General features: G+C 33.8%; 22 protein-coding genes. 16 read left to right on the top strand and 6 right to left on the bottom strand.

The window, feature by feature from the left end; translation table 11 throughout:
• Window positions 1-29 precede the first annotated feature (29 nt).
• Both BSF41_RS15830 and BSF41_RS15825 read right to left on the bottom strand, forming a co-directional pair.
• Complete coding sequence (locus BSF41_RS15830; protein ID WP_216359049.1) at window positions 30-587, bottom strand: CPCC family cysteine-rich protein; 558 nt, start codon at window positions 585-587, stop codon at window positions 30-32.
• Between the two features lie 51 nt (window positions 588-638).
• Entirely contained in the window at window positions 639-1,484 is an 846-nt protein-coding gene (locus BSF41_RS15825; protein ID WP_095930479.1) for an AraC family transcriptional regulator, read from the bottom strand.
• A 116-nt stretch (window positions 1,485-1,600) separates the two neighbouring features.
• Here BSF41_RS15825 and BSF41_RS15820 point away from each other — a divergent pair, with 116 nt between their 5' ends.
• The 3 genes from BSF41_RS15820 (at window position 1,601) to BSF41_RS15810 (ending at window position 3,789) form a co-directional block, all read left to right on the top strand.
• Window positions 1,601-2,587: an aldo/keto reductase gene (locus BSF41_RS15820; RefSeq protein ID WP_095930478.1), complete on the top strand. Its 987-nt coding sequence runs from the start codon at window positions 1,601-1,603 to the stop codon at window positions 2,585-2,587.
• Window positions 2,588-2,902: 315 nt separating this feature from the next.
• Window positions 2,903-3,508, top strand: a complete 606-nt coding sequence (locus BSF41_RS15815) for an NAD(P)H-dependent oxidoreductase (RefSeq protein WP_095930477.1) — start codon at window positions 2,903-2,905, stop codon at window positions 3,506-3,508.
• Window positions 3,509-3,510: 2 nt separating this feature from the next.
• Complete coding sequence (locus BSF41_RS15810; protein ID WP_095930476.1) at window positions 3,511-3,789, top strand: putative quinol monooxygenase; 279 nt, start codon at window positions 3,511-3,513, stop codon at window positions 3,787-3,789.
• A 91-nt stretch (window positions 3,790-3,880) separates the two neighbouring features.
• Here the strand turns inward: BSF41_RS15810 and BSF41_RS15805 are convergent, their stop codons facing one another.
• Window positions 3,881-4,588 carry a class I SAM-dependent methyltransferase gene (locus tag BSF41_RS15805; protein ID WP_095930475.1) on the bottom strand — a complete coding sequence of 236 codons (708 nt, stop codon included), beginning with the start codon at window positions 4,586-4,588 and terminating at the stop codon, window positions 3,881-3,883.
• Window positions 4,589-4,810: 222 nt separating this feature from the next.
• Here BSF41_RS15805 and BSF41_RS15800 point away from each other — a divergent pair, with 222 nt between their 5' ends.
• Entirely contained in the window at window positions 4,811-5,692 is an 882-nt protein-coding gene (locus tag BSF41_RS15800) for a LysR family transcriptional regulator (RefSeq protein ID WP_095930474.1), read from the top strand.
• 47 nt (window positions 5,693-5,739) lie between these two features.
• Here the strand turns inward: BSF41_RS15800 and BSF41_RS23775 are convergent, their stop codons facing one another.
• A complete protein-coding gene (locus tag BSF41_RS23775) occupies window positions 5,740-5,910 on the bottom strand; it encodes a hypothetical protein (RefSeq protein ID WP_172426920.1) in 171 nt (56 codons plus the stop codon).
• A 175-nt stretch (window positions 5,911-6,085) separates the two neighbouring features.
• Here BSF41_RS23775 and BSF41_RS15795 point away from each other — a divergent pair, with 175 nt between their 5' ends.
• Window positions 6,086-7,375: a DUF2130 domain-containing protein gene (locus tag BSF41_RS15795; protein ID WP_095930473.1), complete on the top strand. Its 1,290-nt coding sequence runs from the start codon at window positions 6,086-6,088 to the stop codon at window positions 7,373-7,375.
• A 60-nt stretch (window positions 7,376-7,435) separates the two neighbouring features.
• Here the strand turns inward: BSF41_RS15795 and BSF41_RS15790 are convergent, their stop codons facing one another.
• Together BSF41_RS15790 and BSF41_RS15785 are read right to left on the bottom strand one after the other, a co-directional pair.
• Entirely contained in the window at window positions 7,436-7,867 is a 432-nt protein-coding gene (locus tag BSF41_RS15790) for an META domain-containing protein (RefSeq protein WP_095930472.1), read from the bottom strand.
• Between the two features lie 104 nt (window positions 7,868-7,971).
• Window positions 7,972-8,745, bottom strand: a complete 774-nt coding sequence (locus BSF41_RS15785) for an META domain-containing protein (RefSeq protein ID WP_095930471.1) — start codon at window positions 8,743-8,745, stop codon at window positions 7,972-7,974.
• Between the two features lie 269 nt (window positions 8,746-9,014).
• On the opposite strand from BSF41_RS15785, the gene nirB reads away from it, so the two are divergent.
• The 11 genes from nirB (at window position 9,015) to BSF41_RS15725 (ending at window position 21,453) form a co-directional block, all read left to right on the top strand.
• The gene (gene nirB, locus BSF41_RS15780) at window positions 9,015-11,528 is read left to right on the top strand and encodes a nitrite reductase large subunit NirB (protein WP_095930470.1); all 2,514 of its coding nucleotides are present in this window, start codon (window positions 9,015-9,017) and stop codon (window positions 11,526-11,528) included.
• A gap of 225 nt (window positions 11,529-11,753) precedes the next feature.
• Window positions 11,754-12,131 carry a nitrite reductase small subunit NirD gene (nirD, locus tag BSF41_RS15775; protein WP_095930469.1) on the top strand — a complete coding sequence of 126 codons (378 nt, stop codon included), beginning with the start codon at window positions 11,754-11,756 and terminating at the stop codon, window positions 12,129-12,131.
• Between the two features lie 147 nt (window positions 12,132-12,278).
• The gene (locus BSF41_RS15770) at window positions 12,279-12,863 is read left to right on the top strand and encodes a DUF4202 domain-containing protein (RefSeq protein ID WP_095930468.1); all 585 of its coding nucleotides are present in this window, start codon (window positions 12,279-12,281) and stop codon (window positions 12,861-12,863) included.
• A 74-nt stretch (window positions 12,864-12,937) separates the two neighbouring features.
• A complete protein-coding gene (locus BSF41_RS15765) occupies window positions 12,938-14,749 on the top strand; it encodes an ATP-binding protein (protein WP_095930467.1) in 1,812 nt (603 codons plus the stop codon).
• 640 nt (window positions 14,750-15,389) lie between these two features.
• Window positions 15,390-16,049, top strand: a complete 660-nt coding sequence (locus BSF41_RS15755) for a response regulator transcription factor (protein WP_095930465.1) — start codon at window positions 15,390-15,392, stop codon at window positions 16,047-16,049.
• Between the two features lie 96 nt (window positions 16,050-16,145).
• Window positions 16,146-17,630, top strand: coding sequence for a nitrate/nitrite transporter (locus BSF41_RS15750; RefSeq protein ID WP_095930464.1), 1,485 nt, complete (start codon window positions 16,146-16,148; stop codon window positions 17,628-17,630).
• A gap of 95 nt (window positions 17,631-17,725) precedes the next feature.
• Entirely contained in the window at window positions 17,726-19,000 is a 1,275-nt protein-coding gene (locus tag BSF41_RS15745; RefSeq protein WP_095930463.1) for an alginate export family protein, read from the top strand.
• A 137-nt stretch (window positions 19,001-19,137) separates the two neighbouring features.
• Window positions 19,138-19,503: a hypothetical protein gene (locus BSF41_RS15740; RefSeq protein ID WP_095930462.1), complete on the top strand. Its 366-nt coding sequence runs from the start codon at window positions 19,138-19,140 to the stop codon at window positions 19,501-19,503.
• Window positions 19,504-19,630: 127 nt separating this feature from the next.
• Window positions 19,631-20,086, top strand: a complete 456-nt coding sequence (locus BSF41_RS15735; protein WP_095930461.1) for a hypothetical protein — start codon at window positions 19,631-19,633, stop codon at window positions 20,084-20,086.
• Window positions 20,087-20,112: 26 nt separating this feature from the next.
• The gene (locus BSF41_RS15730; RefSeq protein WP_095930460.1) at window positions 20,113-20,826 is read left to right on the top strand and encodes an endonuclease/exonuclease/phosphatase family protein; all 714 of its coding nucleotides are present in this window, start codon (window positions 20,113-20,115) and stop codon (window positions 20,824-20,826) included.
• A 3-nt stretch (window positions 20,827-20,829) separates the two neighbouring features.
• On the top strand, window positions 20,830-21,453 hold the full coding sequence (locus BSF41_RS15725; RefSeq protein ID WP_095930459.1) for a bifunctional 2-polyprenyl-6-hydroxyphenol methylase/3-demethylubiquinol 3-O-methyltransferase UbiG: 624 nt from the start codon (window positions 20,830-20,832) through the stop codon (window positions 21,451-21,453).
• The last annotated feature ends 105 nt before the right edge of the window (window positions 21,454-21,558 follow it).

Genomic DNA, 21,558 nt, shown 5'->3' with positions numbered 1-21,558 from the left:
ACGAATTTTTTTTCTCATGGATTAAAGATTTATTCCTTCGCATATTTCTTTCTTCCTTCAACATCTACAAAATCCAAAGAATTTTTATTGATAGCACCAAATTTTCCGAAATTCAATTTAGCTTCTTCCAAAGTCATATGATTCGGCCCATTGCCTCCATTTTCCCAAAAACAAACGGGGCAAATATCATAAAAACCATCTTCACCATATCCAATAGAATAGTATTCACAACATCGACATAAACCTGCTTTTTCAACTTCTCCAACAATTTTATCTTTGAAATTTGGATTTATACTTTTTAGTTTAGTCTGCAAGTATAAATTGGTTACATATTTTAATCCATTTGCAAGATAATTAACTACCAAAACTTCTGATTCAGCATTAAGAAACGGATCTGGAGTTTTATCAATTATCTCTATTAAATTCTTTGAAATTTCAGGATAAGAGCCATCTTTTATAGCCTCGATTATTTCTTCTTTATCTCCAAAAAACCAATAATTATATTCTAAAATTTCAAGTTTTTCATGACTTGACAAGTTCTGCATTTCATAAACTGCAATAACTTTTTTCGCTTCTTCCCTATCCATTAATTCAACTTTATAGAATCCGACAAAATCGGCATCATCAGCCTACCATTACTAAGCACTCAATCGAATCGTTTTTCTAAACTCAGACGGACTATATCCTTTCTGTTTTCTAAAAAACTTATTAAAATGGCTTTCATCCGTAAAACCAAACTCATACGCAATTTCGTTAATACGCTTATCGCTAAATTGCAAGCGATGTTCAATCAGTTTTGTTTTGTAATTACTGATATACTGTTGCATCGTTTCACTGGCATGTTTCTTAAAATAACGTCCTAAATACGTATTAGAAATCCCAAAATAATCGCTAATAGATTCCGCTTTAATCTTTTCAGGATAGTAAATATTATTCTGAATATATTGTAGAATATCCATCGCTTTGGCTTCCGTATTTATCGTTATTTGTTCCGGAAGATATTTCGCAATATTTCTCGCCACGATAATAATCAGCGTATTCACCAACTGCTGAATCAGTTCCTGATTGTAAACGTCTTTATCCTGATGCTCACGACAAATAGCTTCAATCATAACCTTTACCAGACATTTATCAGGATCATTTTTAAGAATACAGCCCGGCTGATGATTGGCGTTTTGAAGAATATATTCTAATCGCTGAATATTTTCATTCTGAAGACTAGAATTTTTCAAATAAATATCATTAAACCTCAAAAAGAAAAATTTCGTTTCGGTTTCAATTGTAAAATTATGACAATCCTCGGGCGTCAATAAAAACAAATGTCCTGGATCATACTCAAAAATATTCTTATTAATACACTGTCTTCCTGTTCCTTCCAAAATGTAAACCAGTTCGAAAAAATTATGGCGATCTCCTACATCTGGATATTCATTCAGCGTTTCAAAAGAAACCGTAAAAGGTTCATATAAGTTTTCTTTCTTCATAATTCTATTTATTTGAAGATGCAAATATACCTAAAAAAGACAAATATATACCAAATAAGAATCATAAAAACAGTATAATTTTGCCTTATCAATTTTAAACACAAAAAATCACAATCATGGAATATAGAAAACTAGGCAACTCAGAACTTGAATTATCAGCTATTACTTATGGTGCATTTGCTATTGGCGGAACCATGTGGGGCGGAACAGAAAAGAAAGATTCAATCGATTCTATCCACGCTTCAATCGATCATGGCGTTACAACAATCGACACCGCTCCTTTTTACGGATTTGGTTTAAGCGAAGAAATGATCGGAGAAGCTATTAAAAGTCAAGATCGTTCTAAAGTTCAGTTACTTACAAAATTCGGTTTGGTTTGGGACGGAAGCAACAACGGAAAAGGTGATTTCTTTTTCGACGCTGACGACAATGGAAAAAAAGTTCCGATTTACAAATATTCATCAAAAGCAAACGTAATTAAAGAAGTTGAAGAAAGCTTAAAACGCCTTCAAACCGATTATATTGACTTATTGCAAATTCACTGGCCAGATTCAACAACACCAATTTCTGAAACAATGGAAGCCGCAGAAAGCTTAATTCAGCAAGGAAAAATCAGAGCTTTTGGAGTAAGCAATTACAATGTTGCACAAATTAAGGAAGCACAAAAAACAATTCAAGTGTCTTCAAACCAAGTAGCTTACAGCATGCTGAACCGTAAAATTGAAGAAGAATTAATTCCTTTTACAGTTGCAGAAAACATCGGAATCATTGCTTACAGCCCAATGGAAAGAGGTTTATTGACTGGAAAATATTTCACAGACAGCAAATTAAAAGAAAACGACCATAGAAACGGTTATTTCAATCAGTTTGATCTTCAAAAAGTAAAAACTTTAGTTGAAGAATTAACTTCTTTAGCACATGCAAAAGAAGCAAGCTTATCGCAATTAGTTTTACGTTGGACATCTTTACAAAAAGGAATTGCAATTGTTTTAGCGGGAGCAAGAAACGCAGAACAAGCCATTTCAAACGCCAAAACAATGAATTTTGACCTATCAGCTTCAGAATTGGAATTTATCAATCAGGCAATTGCTAAAATAAAATAATTCTCTTTTTAAACACATAGAAACATAGTTTTACTTTGTCTACAAAGGCGTTTCACTTACATACACACACATACCTATGTGTTAGAAACTAGTTTCTTTCCATTCTCTTTTCCAAGAAAGAAAAACCTATATTTCTATGTGTTTAAAAAAATCTCAAAACTTAAATAATTTAGAATTTGGGCGTGTCCCAAGGGCCGGGCTATACGCTAAATTCCCGATAAACAAAAACTACGGCTAAAAAGCCTTGTTTTTCTAAATCGGGAGATATCGCTCCTATCCCTCACGCATCACGTATCCATAACAACATAAAGTAAAATGAAAAAGATATTTATAATTAACGGCGGGCAAAAATTTGCGCATTCAGGAGGACAATTCAACAAAACAGTTCAAGACTGGACAGTTGAATTTCTTTCTAAAAACAGAGATTACGAGATAAAAACAACTCACATTGAAGACGAAATAGATCTTCAAAAAGAAGTAGAAAAATTCGTTTGGGCAGATTTAATTATCTATCATACACCAGTTTGGTGGTTTCAAATTCCGAATCTTTTCAAAAAATATATCGATGATGTTTTTACACAAGGACACAACAATGGAATCTATAAAAACGACGGAAGAAGTCGTGTAAACCCAGACATCAATTACGGGACTGGCGGACTTCTACACGGACGCAAATATATGCTTACCACAAGCTGGAATGCCCCTGCAACTGCTTTTACACTTCCAGGAGAATTCTTCGAAGAAACTTCTGTTGATGATGGCGTAATGTTTGGCTTCCACAAAATGAACAAATTCACAGGAATGGAACGCGTAAACGGATTTCATTTCCATGACGTAGAAAAAGGTGCTACACCAGAAAATATCGTTATCTTTAAAGAGAATTACACGAAACATTTAGAGCAAACTTTTAAAAACTTATAATTATGATTTCGATTACAGCAATTTTAAAAAGTAAACCAGAACATTTAATTGAAGTTCAAAGCCTGCTAACACATCTAGTATCCGAAACTAGAAAAGAAGCTGCGTGTATTCGTTACGATTTACACACTTCCGAAAATGTTTTTATTCTTTGGGAAGAATGGAAAGATCAACCAGGATTAGACCTACACAACAATCAATCTTATTTACAAGAATTCATCAAAAAAACCGAAAGTCTGGTTTCAAGTCCAATTCAGGTTTACAAAACAGAACAGATTCTATAAAGGTTTTTCACCACGAATTCACGAATTTATTTTTTAAAATCTATGCGCAAACATTTTTAAATTAATTCGTGAATTCGTGGCTAACAAAAAACTACTTTATTCCACCAAAAGCCCCAAAACACATATTCTTGTGTAAAATTTCGACTTTTGAAAAACCTGCTTTTTTCATTAAATCCAATTGATAATTCATCGATCTTGGCGAATCTTCCTTTTCGATATAATCCAAAACTTTCTGACGATACTCTGCCCCTCCTATTTCTTCTAAATATTCGCCATAACGTTGCCAAGTATATTCGTTCAATAATTCGGTGTCTTGCGTGATCAAATCAGAAATCATCAAACAACCGCCCGGTCTTAATAATTTAAACAATTTAACGAAAGTAGTTTCCCAATCCTGATCGTCTCTCAAATGATGCAAAACAGCACCAGCCAAAATAATGTCAAAACTGTTTTCTTGTAAAGCTGCTTCTCGAATATCTCCTTGTTTGATTTCTACTTTTCCATTTGTTACTGCCGAAACTCTTTCAAAAGCGCGATCCAACATTGGTAAACTCAAATCGACCAAAGTACAGTTTAAATTTGGCACTTTAGATAACATCATTAACGTGTAATTTCCGGCTCCACAGCCAACATCTAAAATAGATGTAGCATTTGGAACAATTCGCTTTGAAGCTTCTGTTATTAATTCTAAAGAAATAGTAGCATCAATTGTTGCCACTTGTCCAGTTTCTAAATTCGAAAATCGTTCGACATCATTGTCAAATCGTTCTTTGATTTCTTCAATAGTTGATTTTTTCATGGTCTTTTGTTTTTTTATCTCTCGCAGATCTAGCAGATTTAGGGGATCGTTTTTGCTATTATAGATCAGGATATTTTGTGATTATGAATTATTTTAATAAATCAATTAATAATCTGCCCAATCTGCAAAATCTGCGAGAGAATTATTTTTATTCAAAACTATCTCTTTCATGAATACTTTAAAAATACTATTTTTATCAATTAACAATACTTTCAAAGTATCATGGAATTACGTCACTTAAAATATTTCTTAGCGGTCGCCGAAGAACTGAACTTCACCAAAGCCTCAGAAAAACTCTTTATTTCTCAACCGCCATTAAGCCGACAAATAGCAGAACTGGAAGACAAACTTCAGGCAAAACTTTTTATCAGAAACAATAAAAAAGTAGAACTCACCGAAGCTGGAAAATATTTTAAAGAAGAAGTAACGGCGCTTTTTCAGAATCTGGAACGCATTTCTGCGAAAACAAAAAAGATTGCAGAGAATGTTTCGGGCGAATTTAGAATTGCTTATATCAGTTCGATTTATTCTTCTGTCATTTCAGATTTAATAAAACATCTGAAAGCGCGATTTCCTTATGTAAATTTCAAACTTTTCGAAATTTCAACCACCAAACAGATCGATGCTTTAGAGCAAGGAAAAATTGAAATGGGAATTATTCGATCACCAATTCAGTCTCCAAAAATAAAATCACATTTATGGTTTAAAGATGGATTTTCATTGGTTTATAATAAAAGTTCTTTTCAGATAAAATCAGAAAATGAAATTGCAAACCTAAAAGACGAAACATTTGTTTTCTTCAATAAAGATTATGCACCGCATTACCACGAAGTCTTATTGGAACTTTGTGCTTTTTATGGCTTTACGCCAAAGATTATTCATGAAGCCAATAACATCAACTCCATTGTACAATTGGTCAAAAACGGATTAGGAATTTCAATTGTTCCATCAAACATTGCCAAAAACAATCGAGATCCTGAAATTGGTTTTATCGAATTGAAAAAAGTGAATTTATATACGAATGTTTCAATTATCACTGCAAAGGAAGATGAATCTGAGATTACTCGATCTGCTGTTGATTTTTTATTGCCACAAAGGCGCTAAGACGCAATTTTTTTTTAATCTCGCAAAGCCGCGAAGTCGCAAAGCTTTTATTTATAAGTTGCCTCCAGCTTTAGCTGGATGGAAAAATAATTAAGTTCAAAAGACTTTAGCCAAACAACTACTGATTTGGCTAAAGCCTTTTCTAATTCAACTTTTATACCTCCAGCTAAAGCTGGAGGCAATTCAATAAATCCTTTTAATCCTTTAATCTGTGGCAAAAAACTTTGCGCCTCTGCGACTTTGCGAGATTAAATCATAAGAAACTTTGTGTCTTAGCGTCCTTGTAGCTATAACAAAAAATCGTTACAATTTAGTACAGAAATCCACACCACAAAAAGAGAACTTTTAAATATCTTAGCAAATTCAAATTCTACAATAAAATTTCAATATATAATGGCCGAGCAATCTTCAATTCAGTGTCCAAACTGCGGAACTCCTATCGATGTCAATGATGTTTTAAAACATCAGTTGGAAGACAGCATCCGTAAAGAATTCCAGCAAAAAGCAAATGTTCAAAACCGTGAATTAGAGCTTAAAAACGAACAATTGGAAAAAGCGAAGTCCGAATTTGAAGCGAAGAAAAAACAGGAAAACGAACTTTTTGCTGAACGTTTGGAACGCGAGAAAAAAACGGCTGAAAAAGAAATTTCAGAAAAACTAAAAGCGAAACTTGAGGAAGAAAACAAAGATCGTTTGTTACTGATGGAAAAAGAACTCTCTGAAAAATCAGAAAAAATCAGGGAATTAAATAAAATGGAAGGTGAAATCGCCAAATTACAGCGCGAAAAACTGGAAATGAAAGATGCTATTCAGGCCGAAGCCGAAAAACAATTGAATGTTCAATTGACTCTGGAACGCGAAAAAATCAGAAAACAAGAAGACGATAAAAACGAATTAAAATTCAAAGAACTTCAGAAACAGCTTGAAGAACAAAAAAAGCTGACTGAAGAAATGAAACGTAAGCAAGAACAAGGTTCTATGCAATTGCAGGGCGAAGTAATGGAATTAGCGATTGAAGAATGGCTTGCCAACAACTTCCCTCTTGATAGCATTGATGAAATTAAGAAAGGTGCAAACGGTGCCGATTGTCTTCAAGTTGTAAACACAAGAGAACATCAAAATTGCGGTTCTATTTATTACGAAAGTAAAAGAACAAAAGCGTTTCAAACTTCTTGGATCGAGAAATTTAAAAACGATATTAGAACTAAAAGAGCCAATATTGGTGTTTTGGTTACTGAAGTTATGCCCTCGGGAATGGACCGAATGGGAATGCGCGACGGAATCTGGATTTGTACTTATGAAGAATTCAAAGGTTTAAGTGCTGTGTTGCGCCAATCTTTAATTCAGATCAATCAAGCGGTTCAGGCACAGGAAAATAAAGGCGATAAAATGTCTATGTTATATGATTTCCTTACAAGCAACGAATTTCGCTTGCAGATTGAAGGAATTGTAGAAGGTTTTACTCAAATGCAAAGCGATCTGGATTCTGAAAAAAGAGCCATGCAGAGAATCTGGAAACAGCGCGAAAAACAAATCGAAAAAGTAGTTCATAATACTTTAGGAATGTACGGTTCAATTCGTGGTATTGCTGGAAATGCGGTTCAAAGCGTAAGAGCTTTGGAATTGGATTTTATTGAAGAAGAATCAGAAAATGAAGAAGATCCTAAGGAATTGTTTGAGTAACAATATTTTTATCAAAATAAAAAAGGCTTTGATAGTAACATCAAAGCCTTTCTTTTTTAATTAACCCTTTTTGAAAGACATTGTTAGTCCAAATTGATTTGAAAGGAAAAGTTTATTATCCTTAATAGAATAACCTGATGTTGTTTTTAACAACTGCGCGAACTCACCTTCTTTTTTTGCATCACACTTCTTAGTTTCTGTTGTGTAATTTAAAAATTGAATTTTCCCATCACCTTTTGAAACTAAATTACCCTTTACAGCATTACATCCTGTCGATCCAAAAAATGCAGATGGCGTAATTATAATTTTCGGAGAACTTGAAAAATCTTTATCAGTAACAACTTTCCCGTTTAAGTTTTCCAAAATCCAAGTTTGCTGTAATTTCTTTTCAACTAAGCCTTCACTACTAGAATTGATTGTTTTCGTTTCTTTAGTCGATTTACAACTGCAAACTAACACCATTGCAATTAATAACATTAAAATCCTTTTCATGTAAAATAAATATTGTAAGTTTTATTCTACAAAAATATTTTACTGCTAATATAAACAAGAGCCGAATAGGTTTTTTTTTAGATACAATACGACATTTTAAAACTCTAATCTACCTTCTTAAAAACAGCCAATTTCGCAGAAGGATTCGACAAAGTCAATTGATTATTTCCAATAGAATATGTTGTTGTGCTTTGCAATGCTTTTAAAAACTCACCTTCTTTATTTCCTTGCGGACAAGCCATTAAAGTTGAAATCACTTTAGTGAAACGCAAAACATCTTTTTCAAAAAAGATTTGTCCCGTTATCGAATTACAACCTCCAAAGCCAGAGAATCTATTTTCTGCAGAATTAATTTCAAGTCTTGGAAATTCCTTTTGAAAGTCGGTTGCAAAAACTTTATATCCATTCAATTCTTCCAAAACCCAAATATCATGAAGTCTATAATCGGTAAGATATTTTCCGCAACCGCTGAGCTTCTTTATTTCTAATTCCGAATTATTTTTGATTTCAACCTTTACACTATAAGGTGAAATTGCTCCAGACATAGAATCCTGACAATCCAATTGCTGAATCGTAATTGTTGCCGAAGTATTTTCATTACTCACCTTATACATTTTCACATTGGCATCCATAGCCCTAATTGCATCAACTGCGGGAAAAGTGATTTTTTCCTTGCCAGGAATTAATGATGTAAAAACGATTTCTTCATTCCCCATTTTGATTCCCCAAAATGGCTCATTTCCAGTTCCTTTAAAATAATATTTTAAATCTTCTTCTGTAGAACTTACAGAAGATGTTGTGCCAGATTCTTTGTTTGCAGTCGTTTTACAGCCGATTATTAAAGCTGCTAATAACAATATTGAAAGTATTTTTTTCATAAGATCTTAGTTTAAAAAATATTCTTTTTATAAAACACCTGTAAAATTCTTATGAATTTACGACATTTTTCTGAAACGCTTATTTAGAATCTTTTCAAATTTAAAAAAACTAAGTAAGGAACAAATCATTCAAAACCCACAGTACGTAAAAGATTAAGATAAAATACGTAGCAAACAAAACTTACTTATGACTTAAAAAATATTTTATTTACGTATTTTTATAAGTACAAATACTTATATTTGCGTAGTAATACTTAATTAAAGAAATCATGATTAGAGTAATAGTAGTTGGAAACGGCATGGTTGGTTATAAATTTTGCGAAAAGTTTGTTGCAAAATCAGGACAAGAAAAGTATCAAATCACAGTATTTGGAGAAGAACCAAGACGCGCCTACGATCGCGTTCACTTAAGTGAATACTTTGGAGGAAAAACGGCAGACGATCTCTCCCTTTCAACAAGCCAATGGTACGCTGAAAACAATATTATTCTAAACACATCTGAATTAATTACAGATATTAATCGCGATGTAAAAACAATCCATACGCATTTAGGCAAAACACATACGTACGATTACTTAGTTTTGGCTACTGGTTCTTCGGCTTTTGTACCGCCAATCGAAGGGGTAGAAAAAGAAGGTGTTTTTGTTTACAGAACCATCGAAGATTTGGATGCTATTATGATCTACGCCAAAAAAATAAAACAAAAAGGTGCAACTGAAGCAGCCGTTTTAGGTGGCGGTTTATTAGGATTAGAGGCAGCAAAAGCCGTTCGAGATTTAGGATTGAATCCGCATGTGGTGGAATTTGCGCCGCGTTTGATGCCGAGACAATTGGATCAAGGCGCAAGTGATATGCTTCAATCAAAAATAGAAGAATTAAACATCGGAATTCATCTCAACAAAGCAACGCAATATATTGACGGAAAGGAAAGTATAACAGGAATGATGTTTGCAAACGACGAATTGTTAAAAGTAGACATGTTGGTTATATCGGCCGGAATTAAACCTCGCGACGAACTGGCCAGAGTTTCAGGACTTGAAGTTGGCGTGAGAGGCGGAATTGTGGTAAACAATCAAATGCGAACATCAGATCCTTCTATTTTTGCAATTGGCGAAGCGGCTTTGTACAATCAAAACATTTACGGGCTTGTTGCTCCAGGCTACGAAATGGCAGATGTAGCTGCAGAGCAAATCTTAAATGGTGATAAAACCATGAGAGAAACCATCGATATGTCAACACAATTGAAATTAATTGGTGTTGAAGTTGCGAGTTTTGGTGATCCTTTTGTTGAAAATAATGACGTTACAGCTATTATTTATGAAAATAAATTAAGCGGCGTTTATAAAAGAATCAACGTTACAAAGGATTCTAAAAAGCTTTTAGGTGGAATTTTAGTTGGAGATTCTAGCGATTACAATTCACTTTTTCAGATTTATATTAACGAAATGGCATTACCTAAAAATCCAGAAGATTTGATTTTAGGTTCTCGCGATGGCTCTGAAGGTTCTTCTTTGGGAAGTGTAATGGATTTGCCAGATACAGCTGTAATCTGTTCTTGCGAAAACGTAACAAAAGGTGCTATTTGCTGTAAAATTCTAGACGAATCTTGTGCTACACTTTCCGATGTAGTGAAGGCAACAAAAGCAACTTCTGGTTGTGGAGGCTGTAAACCAATGGTTTCAGATTTGGTAAAAGCCACTCAAAAGTCTTTAGGAAAAGAAGTAAAAGAAGTTATCTGCGAGCATTTCAGTTATACACGTCAGGAATTATTCGATTTGGTAAAAATCAATAAATATGAGAATTTTTATGATGTTCTGGATCATCATGGAAAAGGTGATGGTTGTGAAATTTGCAAACCTGTTGTCGCTTCTATCTTTTCTAGTATTTATAATGATACGGCAAATAAACACGTTACTACTCAAGATACAAACGATAGATTTTTAGCCAATATTCAAAGAAACGGAACGTATTCTGTTGTTCCAAGAGTTGCGGGAGGTGAAATTACAGCCGAAAAATTAATCGTAATTGGAGAAGTGGCAAAACAATTCGATTTGTACACTAAAATTACGGGAGCGCAAAGAGTCGACTTATTTGGCGCACATTTAAGTGATTTGCCAAAAATTTGGAAAATCTTAATTGAAAATGGTTTTGAAAGCGGTCACGCTTACGGAAAATCGCTTCGTGCTGTAAAAAGCTGTGTTGGAAATGCTTGGTGCCGTTACGGAATGGACGACAGCGCTGGATTTGCCATCGAGCTAGAAAACAGATATAAAGGAATTCGTTCTCCGCATAAATTAAAAGGTGGTGTTTCTGCCTGCATTCGCGAATGCGCCGAAGCCCGCGGAAAAGATTTCGGATTAATCGCTGTTGAAGGCGGATGGAATTTATACATCGCAGGAAATGGTGGCGCGAATCCAAAACATGCCGTTTTATTGGCTGAAAAAATCGACAAAGAAACCGTAATCAAATACATGGATCGTTTCTTAATGTATTACATACGCACTGCTGGTCCGCTTATTAGAACTTCAACTTGGTTAGAAAAACTGGACGGAGGTTTAGACTATCTAAAACAAGTAATCATCGAAGACAGTTTAGGAATTTGTGAAACGCTTGAAGCCGAAATGCAGACTTTAGTAAACACTTTCGAATGCGAATGGAAACAAGTGCTGGAAAAACCAAGATTATTAAAACGCTTCAATCATTTTGTGAACTCAGACGAGAAAGACGATAACATCGCTTTTGTTCCGTTAAGAGATCAAAAAATGCCAAAAGCTTGGTCGTAAAAATTTTTTTAATCTCGCAAAGACGCAAAGACGCAAAGTCAAATTACAAAAGCTTAAAGAAAAAACTTAGCGTCTTTGTGGCAAAACACAATAAAGCTCCAAAAAAAAAGAAAAAAAAATCATTTAACGTTTGCTGTCCTTCTTACCCTCTTTTTTACTGCGCCATCAAATCTCTCTTGATTGTAAAAAGAGGGCTAAGAAACAGGAACACAAAACTCAATCAAAATGGAAGAAATCTTAAATCAATACGAAACAGTTCACGCAAACGATGCAACAATTTGGTTCAAAGCTGGTAAAGTAGAAGATTTTCCAAGTAACCGAGGAGGCTGTATCAAATACAAAAACAAACAAATTGCTATTTTTAATTTTACGCGTCGCAACGAATGGTACGCTTGTCAAAATGCTTGTCCGCACAAAATGGAAATGGTGCTTTCAAGAGGAATGACAGGATCTGCAGATGATATTCCTAAAATCGCTTGTCCAATGCATAAAAAGACTTTTTCTCTTGTTGACGGTTCAAATTTAAACGGCGAAGAATACAGGATTGCCACTTATCCGATTAAGATTGTTGAAGATGAAGTTTTTGTTGGATTTGTAGATTAGAAAAATTGTGATATGTTAAAAGTAAGATGTTAAATGAATTTTAGTACTGAAAGGTCTATTCTCATTTTTCACTTTTTACTAATCACATTTCACATTTCACGTATTTACTAATTCCGTATCTTTGAAATTCTATTATCAAACCAAAAAATGACTACACCTTTTCAAAAAGCAAGCCAATGGATTGACGCTGAAAACGCTCAAGATCCAAACATCGAATTAGACCAAAACACCGAATATCCAAAAGAATTATTGTATTCAAACAGGATGTACGAAAAACTGATGCAATTTGAACCGAATGCGTCAGAAGAAATTCAGATCGCTTCAAAGGCACAACACATCTGCCGATGGAAAGTAGCCCGAGAATCCTACCCAATGGATCGTGTTGGTTATTTGAAATGGAGAGAAGAATTGAAAAAATTCCACGCAAAAACTACTGCTGAAATTCTTCAAAAAGCAGGTTACGATCAGACTTTCATCGATCGTGTTTCTTTCTTAATTGAAAAAAAACTACTTAAAAAAGATGCAGAAACCCAATTGTTAGAAGATATAATTTGTTTGGTATTTTTAGAATATTATTTAGAACCTTTCGTCCACAAACATGATGAAGAAAAGCTAAAAAATATCATCAAAAAAACCTGGGATAAAATGTCGGACAAAGGACATCAGGAAGCTTTAAAAATAAATTATTCTGAAGAAAATTTAAACCTAATCAAAGCTTCTTTAGGATTATAAAAAAGATATGAAATGAAATGAAATGAGCTAAAGCGAATTCCATTTTCCTACAGAAAGACAAATATTTTCTTCGAATGAAAAAAAGCAATCAGGAAGCTGCAGAAAAAATCACTTTCAAAAATTTACGCCGTCTGTATTTTTTTGCGCTTCTTACTATTGCCTTAACTATAATTATAAGTCAATTTCTGGTTCAATACAATCTGAATCAGCAGTTAAGCGATTCTAAGATTATCAATTTTTCTGGTAAACAAAGAATGCTAAGCCAGAAAATTGTAAAAGAAGTCCTCATTTTACATTACGTTTCTGATTCGGCTACAGCCAAAAAAACTTTGCATTTAAAAGAAGTTCTAGAGCTTTGGAAGAAAAATCAAACTGCACTTGAGAACGGAAATGATAGTTTAGGTTTTCCAAAAGAAAAAAGCGAAACGCTAAACAAATTATATCTTGAAATCAATCCGATTTTCAATAAAATTGCACAAACTACAGATTCTTTTCTATTGCATTTACAACAGAAAAAATCGGCTTCTGAAAATCAAAAATTGGTTCAGATTATTTTGGAAAACGAAGACATTTTCCTTTCAAAAATGAATCAGATTGTAACGCAATACGATCTTGAAGCACATGAAAAAGTAACCGAGCAACGCCGAATCGAATATTGGATTTTTGGTTTTACATTACTTGTTCTGCTTCTGGAATTCTTCTTCATTTTCAAACCAACAAATAAGAAAATCGAAAGGTTAATTGCCCAACTTTTATCTTCTGAAAAGAAAGCTTTAAAACTCGCATACGACACCGAAATCATTAGTGAAATCAAAGAAAATTCGGTAAAAGAATTAAAATCGCTCAATTATGCGATGGAAAATACTTTATTGTATTGCCGAATTTCACCTGATGGTTCGATCATTCATATTGGAGAAAAATTCGCAAAACTTTTAAATTATACCAAATTTTCATCTAACAAAAAATTCTCCGAAGTACTGACTGAAGACGAAAAAGAACAGGTTAATTTTGACCGTTTAATTTTCGAAAAACAGCGTAGCGGCTGGCAAGGCGAAATCAAAATTATAAATAAAGACGAAAAAGAAATCTGGCTCGATTTGTCGATGGTTCCCGTAATGATCAAAAAAGACGAACTGGAACTTTTGATTGTTTGTTTCAACATCACCGAACGCAAAAAAGCACAGCGCGAAGTAGAACGCTTAAACCTTGAAAATACAACCGAAAAAATCAATCAGCAAAAGATCATTTCGAGCAAAATCGTTGAAAATCAGGAAAACGAACAAAACCGAATCGCCAAAGAAATTCACGACGGAATCGGGCAAATGCTTACGGGTTTAAAATTCAGCTTAGAAAGCATCAATCTTGATGACAGGGAAAAATCAGAGCAAAAAATTGAATATTTAAAGAAACTTTCACTAGACATTATAAAAGGTGTCCGCACGGCAACTTTCAACTTAATGCCACCAGAATTAAGCGATCACGGAATCGTTTCTTCTTTAGCAAAACTCACTCAAGAACTTTCAAAACTAACCGGAAAAGAAATCCTGTTTTACAACAAAACCGATTTTGACCAGCGTTTAGATTCCTTAATCGAAATCAACATTTACCGTCTCACACAGGAAGCGATCAACAACGCCATTAAATATGCTGAATCGTCACATATTATTGTGCAGCTTTCGCACAGCGAAACACTTTTAAGCATCATCGTTGACGATAACGGAAAAGGTTTCGACGTGAATTCAGTTGACAAAAAACGCAACAGCGAATCTGGAATGGGACTTTTATTCATGAAAGAAAGAATCCAATACATTAACGGACGTGTTTTCATGAACTCTATTCTAGGCGAAGGAACGAGAATTACGTTCAATATTCCTATTCTTAAATAATTTGGTAATGTGTCAATTCGAAAATTTGATAATTAGATAATTCCACAATATATAAAGTATTTCAAAACATTATCTAATTATCAAATTACCACATTATCTAATTATTATGGGCGAGCCACCATCCCGACAAGAGGGCCAAAATTACTTTGTGTTTATTCGCCCTCTTATCGGGATGCTGTCGGGCTATCCGCGCTACTTCGGTAGCTTGCTTCTATCCCTATCGCGGGCAGTTGTTTTTCAAAAGATGATCTAAGTTTAACACAAGATCTTTCCAGCATTTTTTGTTCTCCTGAGGAACGAAGGATCACACTAGAAACTCCGCAATCTAAATCCACAATATTTGAAAATCATTTAACCGTTTTAGAACAAAAAAATTTGCTTAAATCTGCGGAATCTGCGTGCAAAAAAATAACAATCTGAATCGTCAAACTTTGTAGAATCCCGCGTGTGATTCTTCGTTCCTCAGAATGACAAACTTTATGTTTAGAAAACTTTGAGAAAGTTGACCATCCAATCAAATTTAGAATTTCCAACATTAGAAATTTTAATATTGGAATTTACTTTTAAAAAAAGTACGTATATTAGCATCTTCTTTTTAGATGAATATACGTAAAAATCGAGAATCAAAATTAAGTAAACTATGAGCAATATCATTCGAGTAGTACTGGCAGATGACCATGTTTTTGTTAGAGACGGAATCAAATCCTTACTGGAAAATGAAGCAAACATTGAGGTTGTAGGCGAAGCAATCGATGGTGCAGATGCTCTGGAAGTAGTTGCCGTAACGCAACCAGATTTACTTATAGTAGATATTCGCATGCCTAACTTAACTGGTATCGAGGTAGTAGAAAAACTTAGAAGTGAGAATAACAACGTAAAAATCATCATGCTTTCTATGCATGAATCAGAAGAATATGTGTTGAAATCGATAAAAGCTGGTGCCGATGGTTATCTATTGAAAGGTTCTAGTAAAGAAGAATTCCTAAAAGCTTTGCACAGTGTTGCTGTTGGAGGCAAATATTTCAGCGGTGATATTTCTTCCATTTTAATCAGTCAACTCACTAATTCATCACCATCTTTAGAACCTAAGCAAAGCTTGGGTGAAGAAATGATGATTACAAAAAGAGAAAAAGAAATCTTGACGCTTCTTTTATCGGGAAAAGGAAATAAAGAAATCGCTGAAGCGCTTGACATCAGTAAAAGAACTGCCGAAGTGCACCGTTTCAACTTAATGAAAAAACTGAAAGTAAAAAACCTAATGGAGCTTTCAAACAAAGCGGCTGAGTATTCCTTAATTTAAAAATACGTATAAATACGTAATTATTTTTCAAAAACTGCGTTTTAGCAGGTTTTAACTAAGTTATAGTACTTATTTTTACATAAAAATATAAGTGCTATGAAAAATACAAACTCACTATCGCAATCACACAAAATTTTATTTTTGAACACACTGGCATTTACAGTGTGTTTTGCCTGCTGGACATTAAACGGGGTTCTGGTAACCTTCTTAGTCGATAACGGAATTTTCCATTGGGATGTTATACAAGTTGGATGGCTTTTGGGCATTCCAATTTTAACAGGTTCAATCATGCGTCTTCCAATTGGAATTTTAACCGATAAATTTGGCGGAAAGTATGTTTTTTCGCTTTTACTCCTTCTAAGCTCAATTCCGTTATTCCTCCTTCCCTACGCCGACAGTTTTTTCATGTTTGCCGTACTTAGTTTCTTCTTCGGAATGGTCGGAACCAGTTTTGCAGTCGGAATTGGCTACACGTCTATCTGGTATCCAAAAGAATGGCAAGGACGCGCTTTGGGAATATTCGGAATGGGAAATGCAGGCGCAGCAATTACCACTTTTTTAGCTCCCTCTCTATTAAACCATTTCTCTATTGATGATCCGCAAAATGGCTGGAAAGTTCTTCCTATTATTTACGCTATTTCATTGGTCGTAATTGGTGTTGCTTTTTTAATTTTTGCTCAAAACAAAAAAATAGAAAGCAACAATAAAACTATTTCACAAATGCTTACCCCCCTAAAATCACAAAGAGTTTGGCGTTTTGGAGCCTACTACTTCTTAGTTTTCGGTTGTTTTGTAGCTTATTCTCAATGGTTATTGCCAAATTTCATGAATGTTTACCAAACGAGTTTGGTTATGGGAGGAATGTTTGCAACAATGTTTAGTTTACCATCTGGAGTAATCAGAGCTTTGGGAGGCTATTTATCTGATAAATTCGGAGCTAGAAAAGTAATGTATTGGGTTTTGGGCTCTTCGGTAATTTTGAGTGCTTTATTGTCGATTCCTAAAATGGAAATTACAACTTCTGGCCCTGGAATCTTAGCGGCAAAAAAAGGCGTTGTAAACGTAATCAGCGACAAAACCGTAAAAATTGGAGATAAAGAATATCCAATTGCGCAAAAAACAGCCAATGGTAATGAAAATGCTATTTTTCCAACTTCTACAAGCTGGCAAGATGTTGTAGTCACAAATAATCAAAGTGTAGCTAAAAAAGAACTGATAGCTAAAGGAGTAACCGTTATTAAATTTGACGCCAATATGTGGGTGTTTTTAATTTTAGTAATTCTAATTGGAATTTCTTGGGGAATTGGAAAAGCGGCGGTTTACAAACATATTCCAGAATACTTCCCAAATGAAGTTGGAGTTGTAGGCGGAATGGTTGGAATGATTGGCGGTTTAGGCGGATTCTTTGGACCAATTATCTTTGGATATTTATTAACTGCAACCGGAATCTGGTCAAGTTCATGGATTTTTATTTTAATCTTTTCAACGGTCTGCTTAGTGTGGATGCATTACACTATTACACAACTATCTAAGAAAAAAGAAGTTAAAGTAAGTAACGCAAAATTAGAGCCTGCATATTAGACTTAGATTAAAAAAAAATTAGAAATATGATCTTAATCATAGTTTATGACGGCATTTTCTTATAAATTTACCTCCGATATAAATACAAGAATTTTATGAAAAAACTTAAACTAATTTTAATACTTATCGTAGGATTAAGTTTTGAAATACAAGCCCAAGAATTAGATGTAAATCTTCAAATTAGACCGCGTTTTGAATATCGTAACGGTTACAAGCAACTTTTACAAGAAGGACAAAAAGGAACTTCTCAAATTTCACAGCGTTCTCGTCTAAACATTAATTTCAAACAAGACGATTTAATTTTAAAATTAACTTTCCAAAACACAAGAACATGGGGAGATGTTGCTCCTGCTACAGTTGCTGATAAAAATGGAGTCGCTGTTTTTGAAGCTTGGGCGCAATATAATTTCACTGAAAAATGGAGTGCCAGAATGGGACGTCAGGTTCTTTCTTATGATAATCAGCGTATTCTTGGTGAAATGGATTGGGCACAGCAAGGCCAAAGCCACGATGCGTTAACGGTTTCTTTTCATGACGAAACTCAAAAATTAGATTTTGGAGGTGCTTACAATTCAACAGCAGAGAATGTTGTACAAACTCCTTATACTGTGGCCAATTATAAAGCAATGCAATATGCTTGGTATCATAACCAATTTAGCGAAAAATTAGGCGCAAGCTTTTTAGTACTCAATACAGGTTACGAATTTACTCGTAATCCAAATACTCCAGAGAGCAAAATTCTGGTAGATTACATGCAAACTTTTGGTCCTTACTTAACTTATAAAAAAGATAAAATTGATACCAGTTTTTGGTTGTATGGTCAAACTGGAAAAAGCACCGATCAGCAAGTTAGTGCCTGGAATGCTGCCGCAAACATTAATTACAGTATAACTGATTCGTTTAAAGCTGGTTTAGGATATGAATTTTTATCTGGTAAAGATTCAAATGATGGAAGCACAGTAATTAAGTCTTTTAACCCAATTTTTGGAACCAACCACGGATTTAATGGTTACATGGATTACTTTTATGTTGGAAATCATTTGAAAAATGTTGGTTTACAAGATATTTTTATCAAATTGAATTACAATGTAAACAAGTGGCAATTTGCTTTGATTCCGCACGTGTTTTTATCTGCAGCGGATGTAGTGAATGTTCCTCTTAACGAAAAAATGGATTCTTATTTAGGAACTGAGATTGATGCAACTTTTGGGTATAATTTCAAAAAAGATATTACAGTTACAGGAGGTTATTCTCAAATGTTCGGATCTAAAACGATGGAATTTATTAAAACGGGAGATGCTGGCCATACCAACAATTGGGCATGGTTAATGGTTTCTGTGAATCCAAGAATTTTTAGCTGGAAAAAATAATTTTTCTTTAAAATTAACTCATAAAAAATCCCTTTTTCCCATTTCGGAAAAAGGGATTTTTTTTCCTCCTCAAAAACTTCATTATTTGTTTTAATTATTTATATTTGAAGCGATTATGAACCCCCAATTCTATCCTAATGAAACCATTTCTAAAATTGTCACTGGTGACTTTTATTGTCACGCAAACAGGCATTGCTCAAAAGTACAATGATGCCTTAATTTCTAAAAACTCTGAAATAAATTTTGCCAAAACGCAAAAAAGAGGAATCAAAAAAAACAACATTGTTTATTATGTTGAGAATGATTTACAAACCATTTCTGCTTACAAAAGAAGCAAATTGAAATGGCAAACCAATGTAATTTCTGTTTGCGGAAAACCAAAAAAAGGAGAACCTGAAATTAGATATGTTGGTTATAATTCAGACAAACTGCTTATCGTGATCGGAAAACATAATTTTGCTGAAATTGATGTAAATAGTGGCGAAACTAAATTTGTTGGTTAGTTTCATAAAAGCATTACTTAAAGTATAGTATATCTTACCCTTTTTCAGTTTTCGGAAAAGGGTATTTTTTTGAGTTTTATTTGGGTATATTTGGATTAAATTTTAAATCTAATTATATTTAAAATAAATGAAAAACATCTCAATTTTATTACTTCTCTTTTTAATTGGATGCTCAGATAAAATTCAAAAAACAGATAATCCAATTGAAAAATCGATAATTATTCTTGAGGCGATTTCCAAACAAAAATATAAACTTGTTCGTGAGGAATATGTTGGAAGAAAAGAAACAAGAGAAAAATATAAAAATGAATTAGACACCTTATCCATACAAATTTTCAATGCTTTAAAAAAACATGGTTTTCCAAATAAGGAAAAGGTAATAATATCAGTGAAAGAAAAACTTCAAATACCCAAAGATTATGGTGATGAATTTAATGGAAAAGATTCAATTGAAATTGTATCTACAAAAATTGAATTAGGTTCAAAAAAAGATTGTGAAATTGAAATGGGATTTGTGTTAAAAAATAATGAAGCGAGATTGCTTAGAGTAGGTTTTCGCGATTTTTCAGTTCATTCCCATTAAACAAGCTTACTAATACTCATTTAAAAATGAAACTCATCGCTTGGAATTGCAACATGGCATTCAGAAAAAAAGCTCAATATATTCAAGCTTTGAATCCTGATATTGCTGTAATTTCTGAGTGTGAAAGTCCTGAAAAACTCAAATTTCCAGATGGCATAAAATTACCTTCGGATATTCTTTGGTATGGCGCAAATCCTAATAAAGGAATTGGCATTTTTTCGTTTGGAGATTATAGATTTCAATTGTTAGAATGCCATAATCCAACTTTCAAAAACATTCTTCCAATTGCCGTAACAGGCGGAAAAATTGACTTTACTCTATTTGCTATTTGGGCCAATAATCCAACAGATAAAGAGGGTGCTTATGTAACTCAGATCTGGAAAGCAATTAATTACTACGAAGATTTAATCAAAGAAACTAAAACCATACTAATTGGCGATTTCAACAGCAATTCTATTTGGGACAAGCCGCGTCGAGAAGGAAATCATACAACAGTTGTAAATAAATTGGCCGAAAAGAATATTTTCAGCACCTATCATAAATACTTCAATCAGATTCAAGGCAAAGAAGAGCATCCGACTTGGTATTTGTATCGTCATGAAAACAAACCCTATCATCTTGATTATTGCTTTGCTTCAAATGATTTTATGGAAGTTTTAGAAAGTGTCGAAGTTGGTTCTTATAAAGACTGGACTTTGTACAGCGACCACAAACCTTTAATCGTTAAATTCAATATATAAACTATGAACAACACTTGGACTCAGCGTTGGGACGACCGTTATAAAACCGAAGAATTCGCATACGGCGAAGAACCCAACAATTACCTTAAAGAACAAATTGAAAAACTAAAAACCGGGACGATTCTTTTTCCTGCTGAAGGCGAAGGAAGAAATGCCATTTTTGCAGCGAAATTAGGCTGGGAAGTTTCTGCTTTTGATATTAGCGAAGAAGGCAGAAACAAAGCGCTTCGTTTAGGAGGAAATAATAATGTTTCGCTTGATTATCAAGTTGGCGAATTGGAAACTTTAGATTTTCAAGAGGGACAATTTGATGCGATTGCTTTAATCTATGCACATTTTCCAGCTGCGATAAAATCTGAAATTCATAAACAACTTGACAAACTTTTACGAAAAGATGGTTTTATCATTTTTGAAGCTTTCAGTAAAAAGCATTTAGAATACGTTACCAAAAACGAAAAAGTTGGCGGACCAAAAGACATTGAATCTCTCTTTTCAATCGAAGAAATCAAAGCTGATTTCCCTAATTATGAAATCATTGAATTAGAAGAAAAAGAAATTGAACTAAACGAAGGCTTATTCCATAACGGAACTGGTTCTGTAATTCGATTTGTGGGAAGAAAAAAATAAATTACACTCGACGTAGAGACGCATGCGCTAAAGACGCACAGCAGTGCGTCTCTACAAAAAAAATCAAAATTTTTACAGCAACAAACCTTAGCATCTTAGAATCTT

It is taken from the genome of Flavobacterium sp. ACN2 (assembly GCF_002303885.1).
In the GTDB taxonomy this organism is placed as follows: Bacteria; Bacteroidota; Bacteroidia; order Flavobacteriales; family Flavobacteriaceae; genus Flavobacterium.
This window is presented reverse-complemented; position numbering and strand designations above follow the sequence as displayed.

Excerpts from the sequence above, each read along its gene's own strand:
- BSF41_RS15830 (WP_216359049.1), bottom strand. The coding sequence starts at position 587 with ATGGATAGGGAAGAAGCGAAAAAAGTTATTGCAGTTTATGAAATGCAG.
- BSF41_RS15825 (WP_095930479.1), bottom strand. The coding sequence starts at position 1,484 with ATGAAGAAAGAAAACTTATATGAACCTTTTACGGTTTCTTTTGAAACG.
- BSF41_RS15820 (WP_095930478.1), top strand. The coding sequence starts at position 1,601 with ATGGAATATAGAAAACTAGGCAACTCAGAACTTGAATTATCAGCTATT.
- BSF41_RS15815 (WP_095930477.1), top strand. The coding sequence starts at position 2,903 with ATGAAAAAGATATTTATAATTAACGGCGGGCAAAAATTTGCGCATTCA.
- BSF41_RS15810 (WP_095930476.1), top strand. The coding sequence starts at position 3,511 with ATGATTTCGATTACAGCAATTTTAAAAAGTAAACCAGAACATTTAATT.
- BSF41_RS15805 (WP_095930475.1), bottom strand. The coding sequence starts at position 4,588 with ATGAAAAAATCAACTATTGAAGAAATCAAAGAACGATTTGACAATGAT.
- BSF41_RS15800 (WP_095930474.1), top strand. The coding sequence starts at position 4,811 with ATGGAATTACGTCACTTAAAATATTTCTTAGCGGTCGCCGAAGAACTG.
- BSF41_RS15795 (WP_095930473.1), top strand. The coding sequence starts at position 6,086 with ATGGCCGAGCAATCTTCAATTCAGTGTCCAAACTGCGGAACTCCTATC.
- BSF41_RS15790 (WP_095930472.1), bottom strand. The coding sequence starts at position 7,867 with ATGAAAAGGATTTTAATGTTATTAATTGCAATGGTGTTAGTTTGCAGT.
- BSF41_RS15785 (WP_095930471.1), bottom strand. The coding sequence starts at position 8,745 with ATGAAAAAAATACTTTCAATATTGTTATTAGCAGCTTTAATAATCGGC.
- nirB (WP_095930470.1), top strand. The coding sequence starts at position 9,015 with ATGATTAGAGTAATAGTAGTTGGAAACGGCATGGTTGGTTATAAATTT.
- nirD (WP_095930469.1), top strand. The coding sequence starts at position 11,754 with ATGGAAGAAATCTTAAATCAATACGAAACAGTTCACGCAAACGATGCA.
- BSF41_RS15770 (WP_095930468.1), top strand. The coding sequence starts at position 12,279 with ATGACTACACCTTTTCAAAAAGCAAGCCAATGGATTGACGCTGAAAAC.
- BSF41_RS15765 (WP_095930467.1), top strand. The coding sequence starts at position 12,938 with ATGAAAAAAAGCAATCAGGAAGCTGCAGAAAAAATCACTTTCAAAAAT.
- BSF41_RS15755 (WP_095930465.1), top strand. The coding sequence starts at position 15,390 with ATGAGCAATATCATTCGAGTAGTACTGGCAGATGACCATGTTTTTGTT.
- BSF41_RS15750 (WP_095930464.1), top strand. The coding sequence starts at position 16,146 with ATGAAAAATACAAACTCACTATCGCAATCACACAAAATTTTATTTTTG.
- BSF41_RS15745 (WP_095930463.1), top strand. The coding sequence starts at position 17,726 with ATGAAAAAACTTAAACTAATTTTAATACTTATCGTAGGATTAAGTTTT.
- BSF41_RS15740 (WP_095930462.1), top strand. The coding sequence starts at position 19,138 with ATGAAACCATTTCTAAAATTGTCACTGGTGACTTTTATTGTCACGCAA.
- BSF41_RS15735 (WP_095930461.1), top strand. The coding sequence starts at position 19,631 with ATGAAAAACATCTCAATTTTATTACTTCTCTTTTTAATTGGATGCTCA.
- BSF41_RS15730 (WP_095930460.1), top strand. The coding sequence starts at position 20,113 with ATGAAACTCATCGCTTGGAATTGCAACATGGCATTCAGAAAAAAAGCT.
- BSF41_RS15725 (WP_095930459.1), top strand. The coding sequence starts at position 20,830 with ATGAACAACACTTGGACTCAGCGTTGGGACGACCGTTATAAAACCGAA.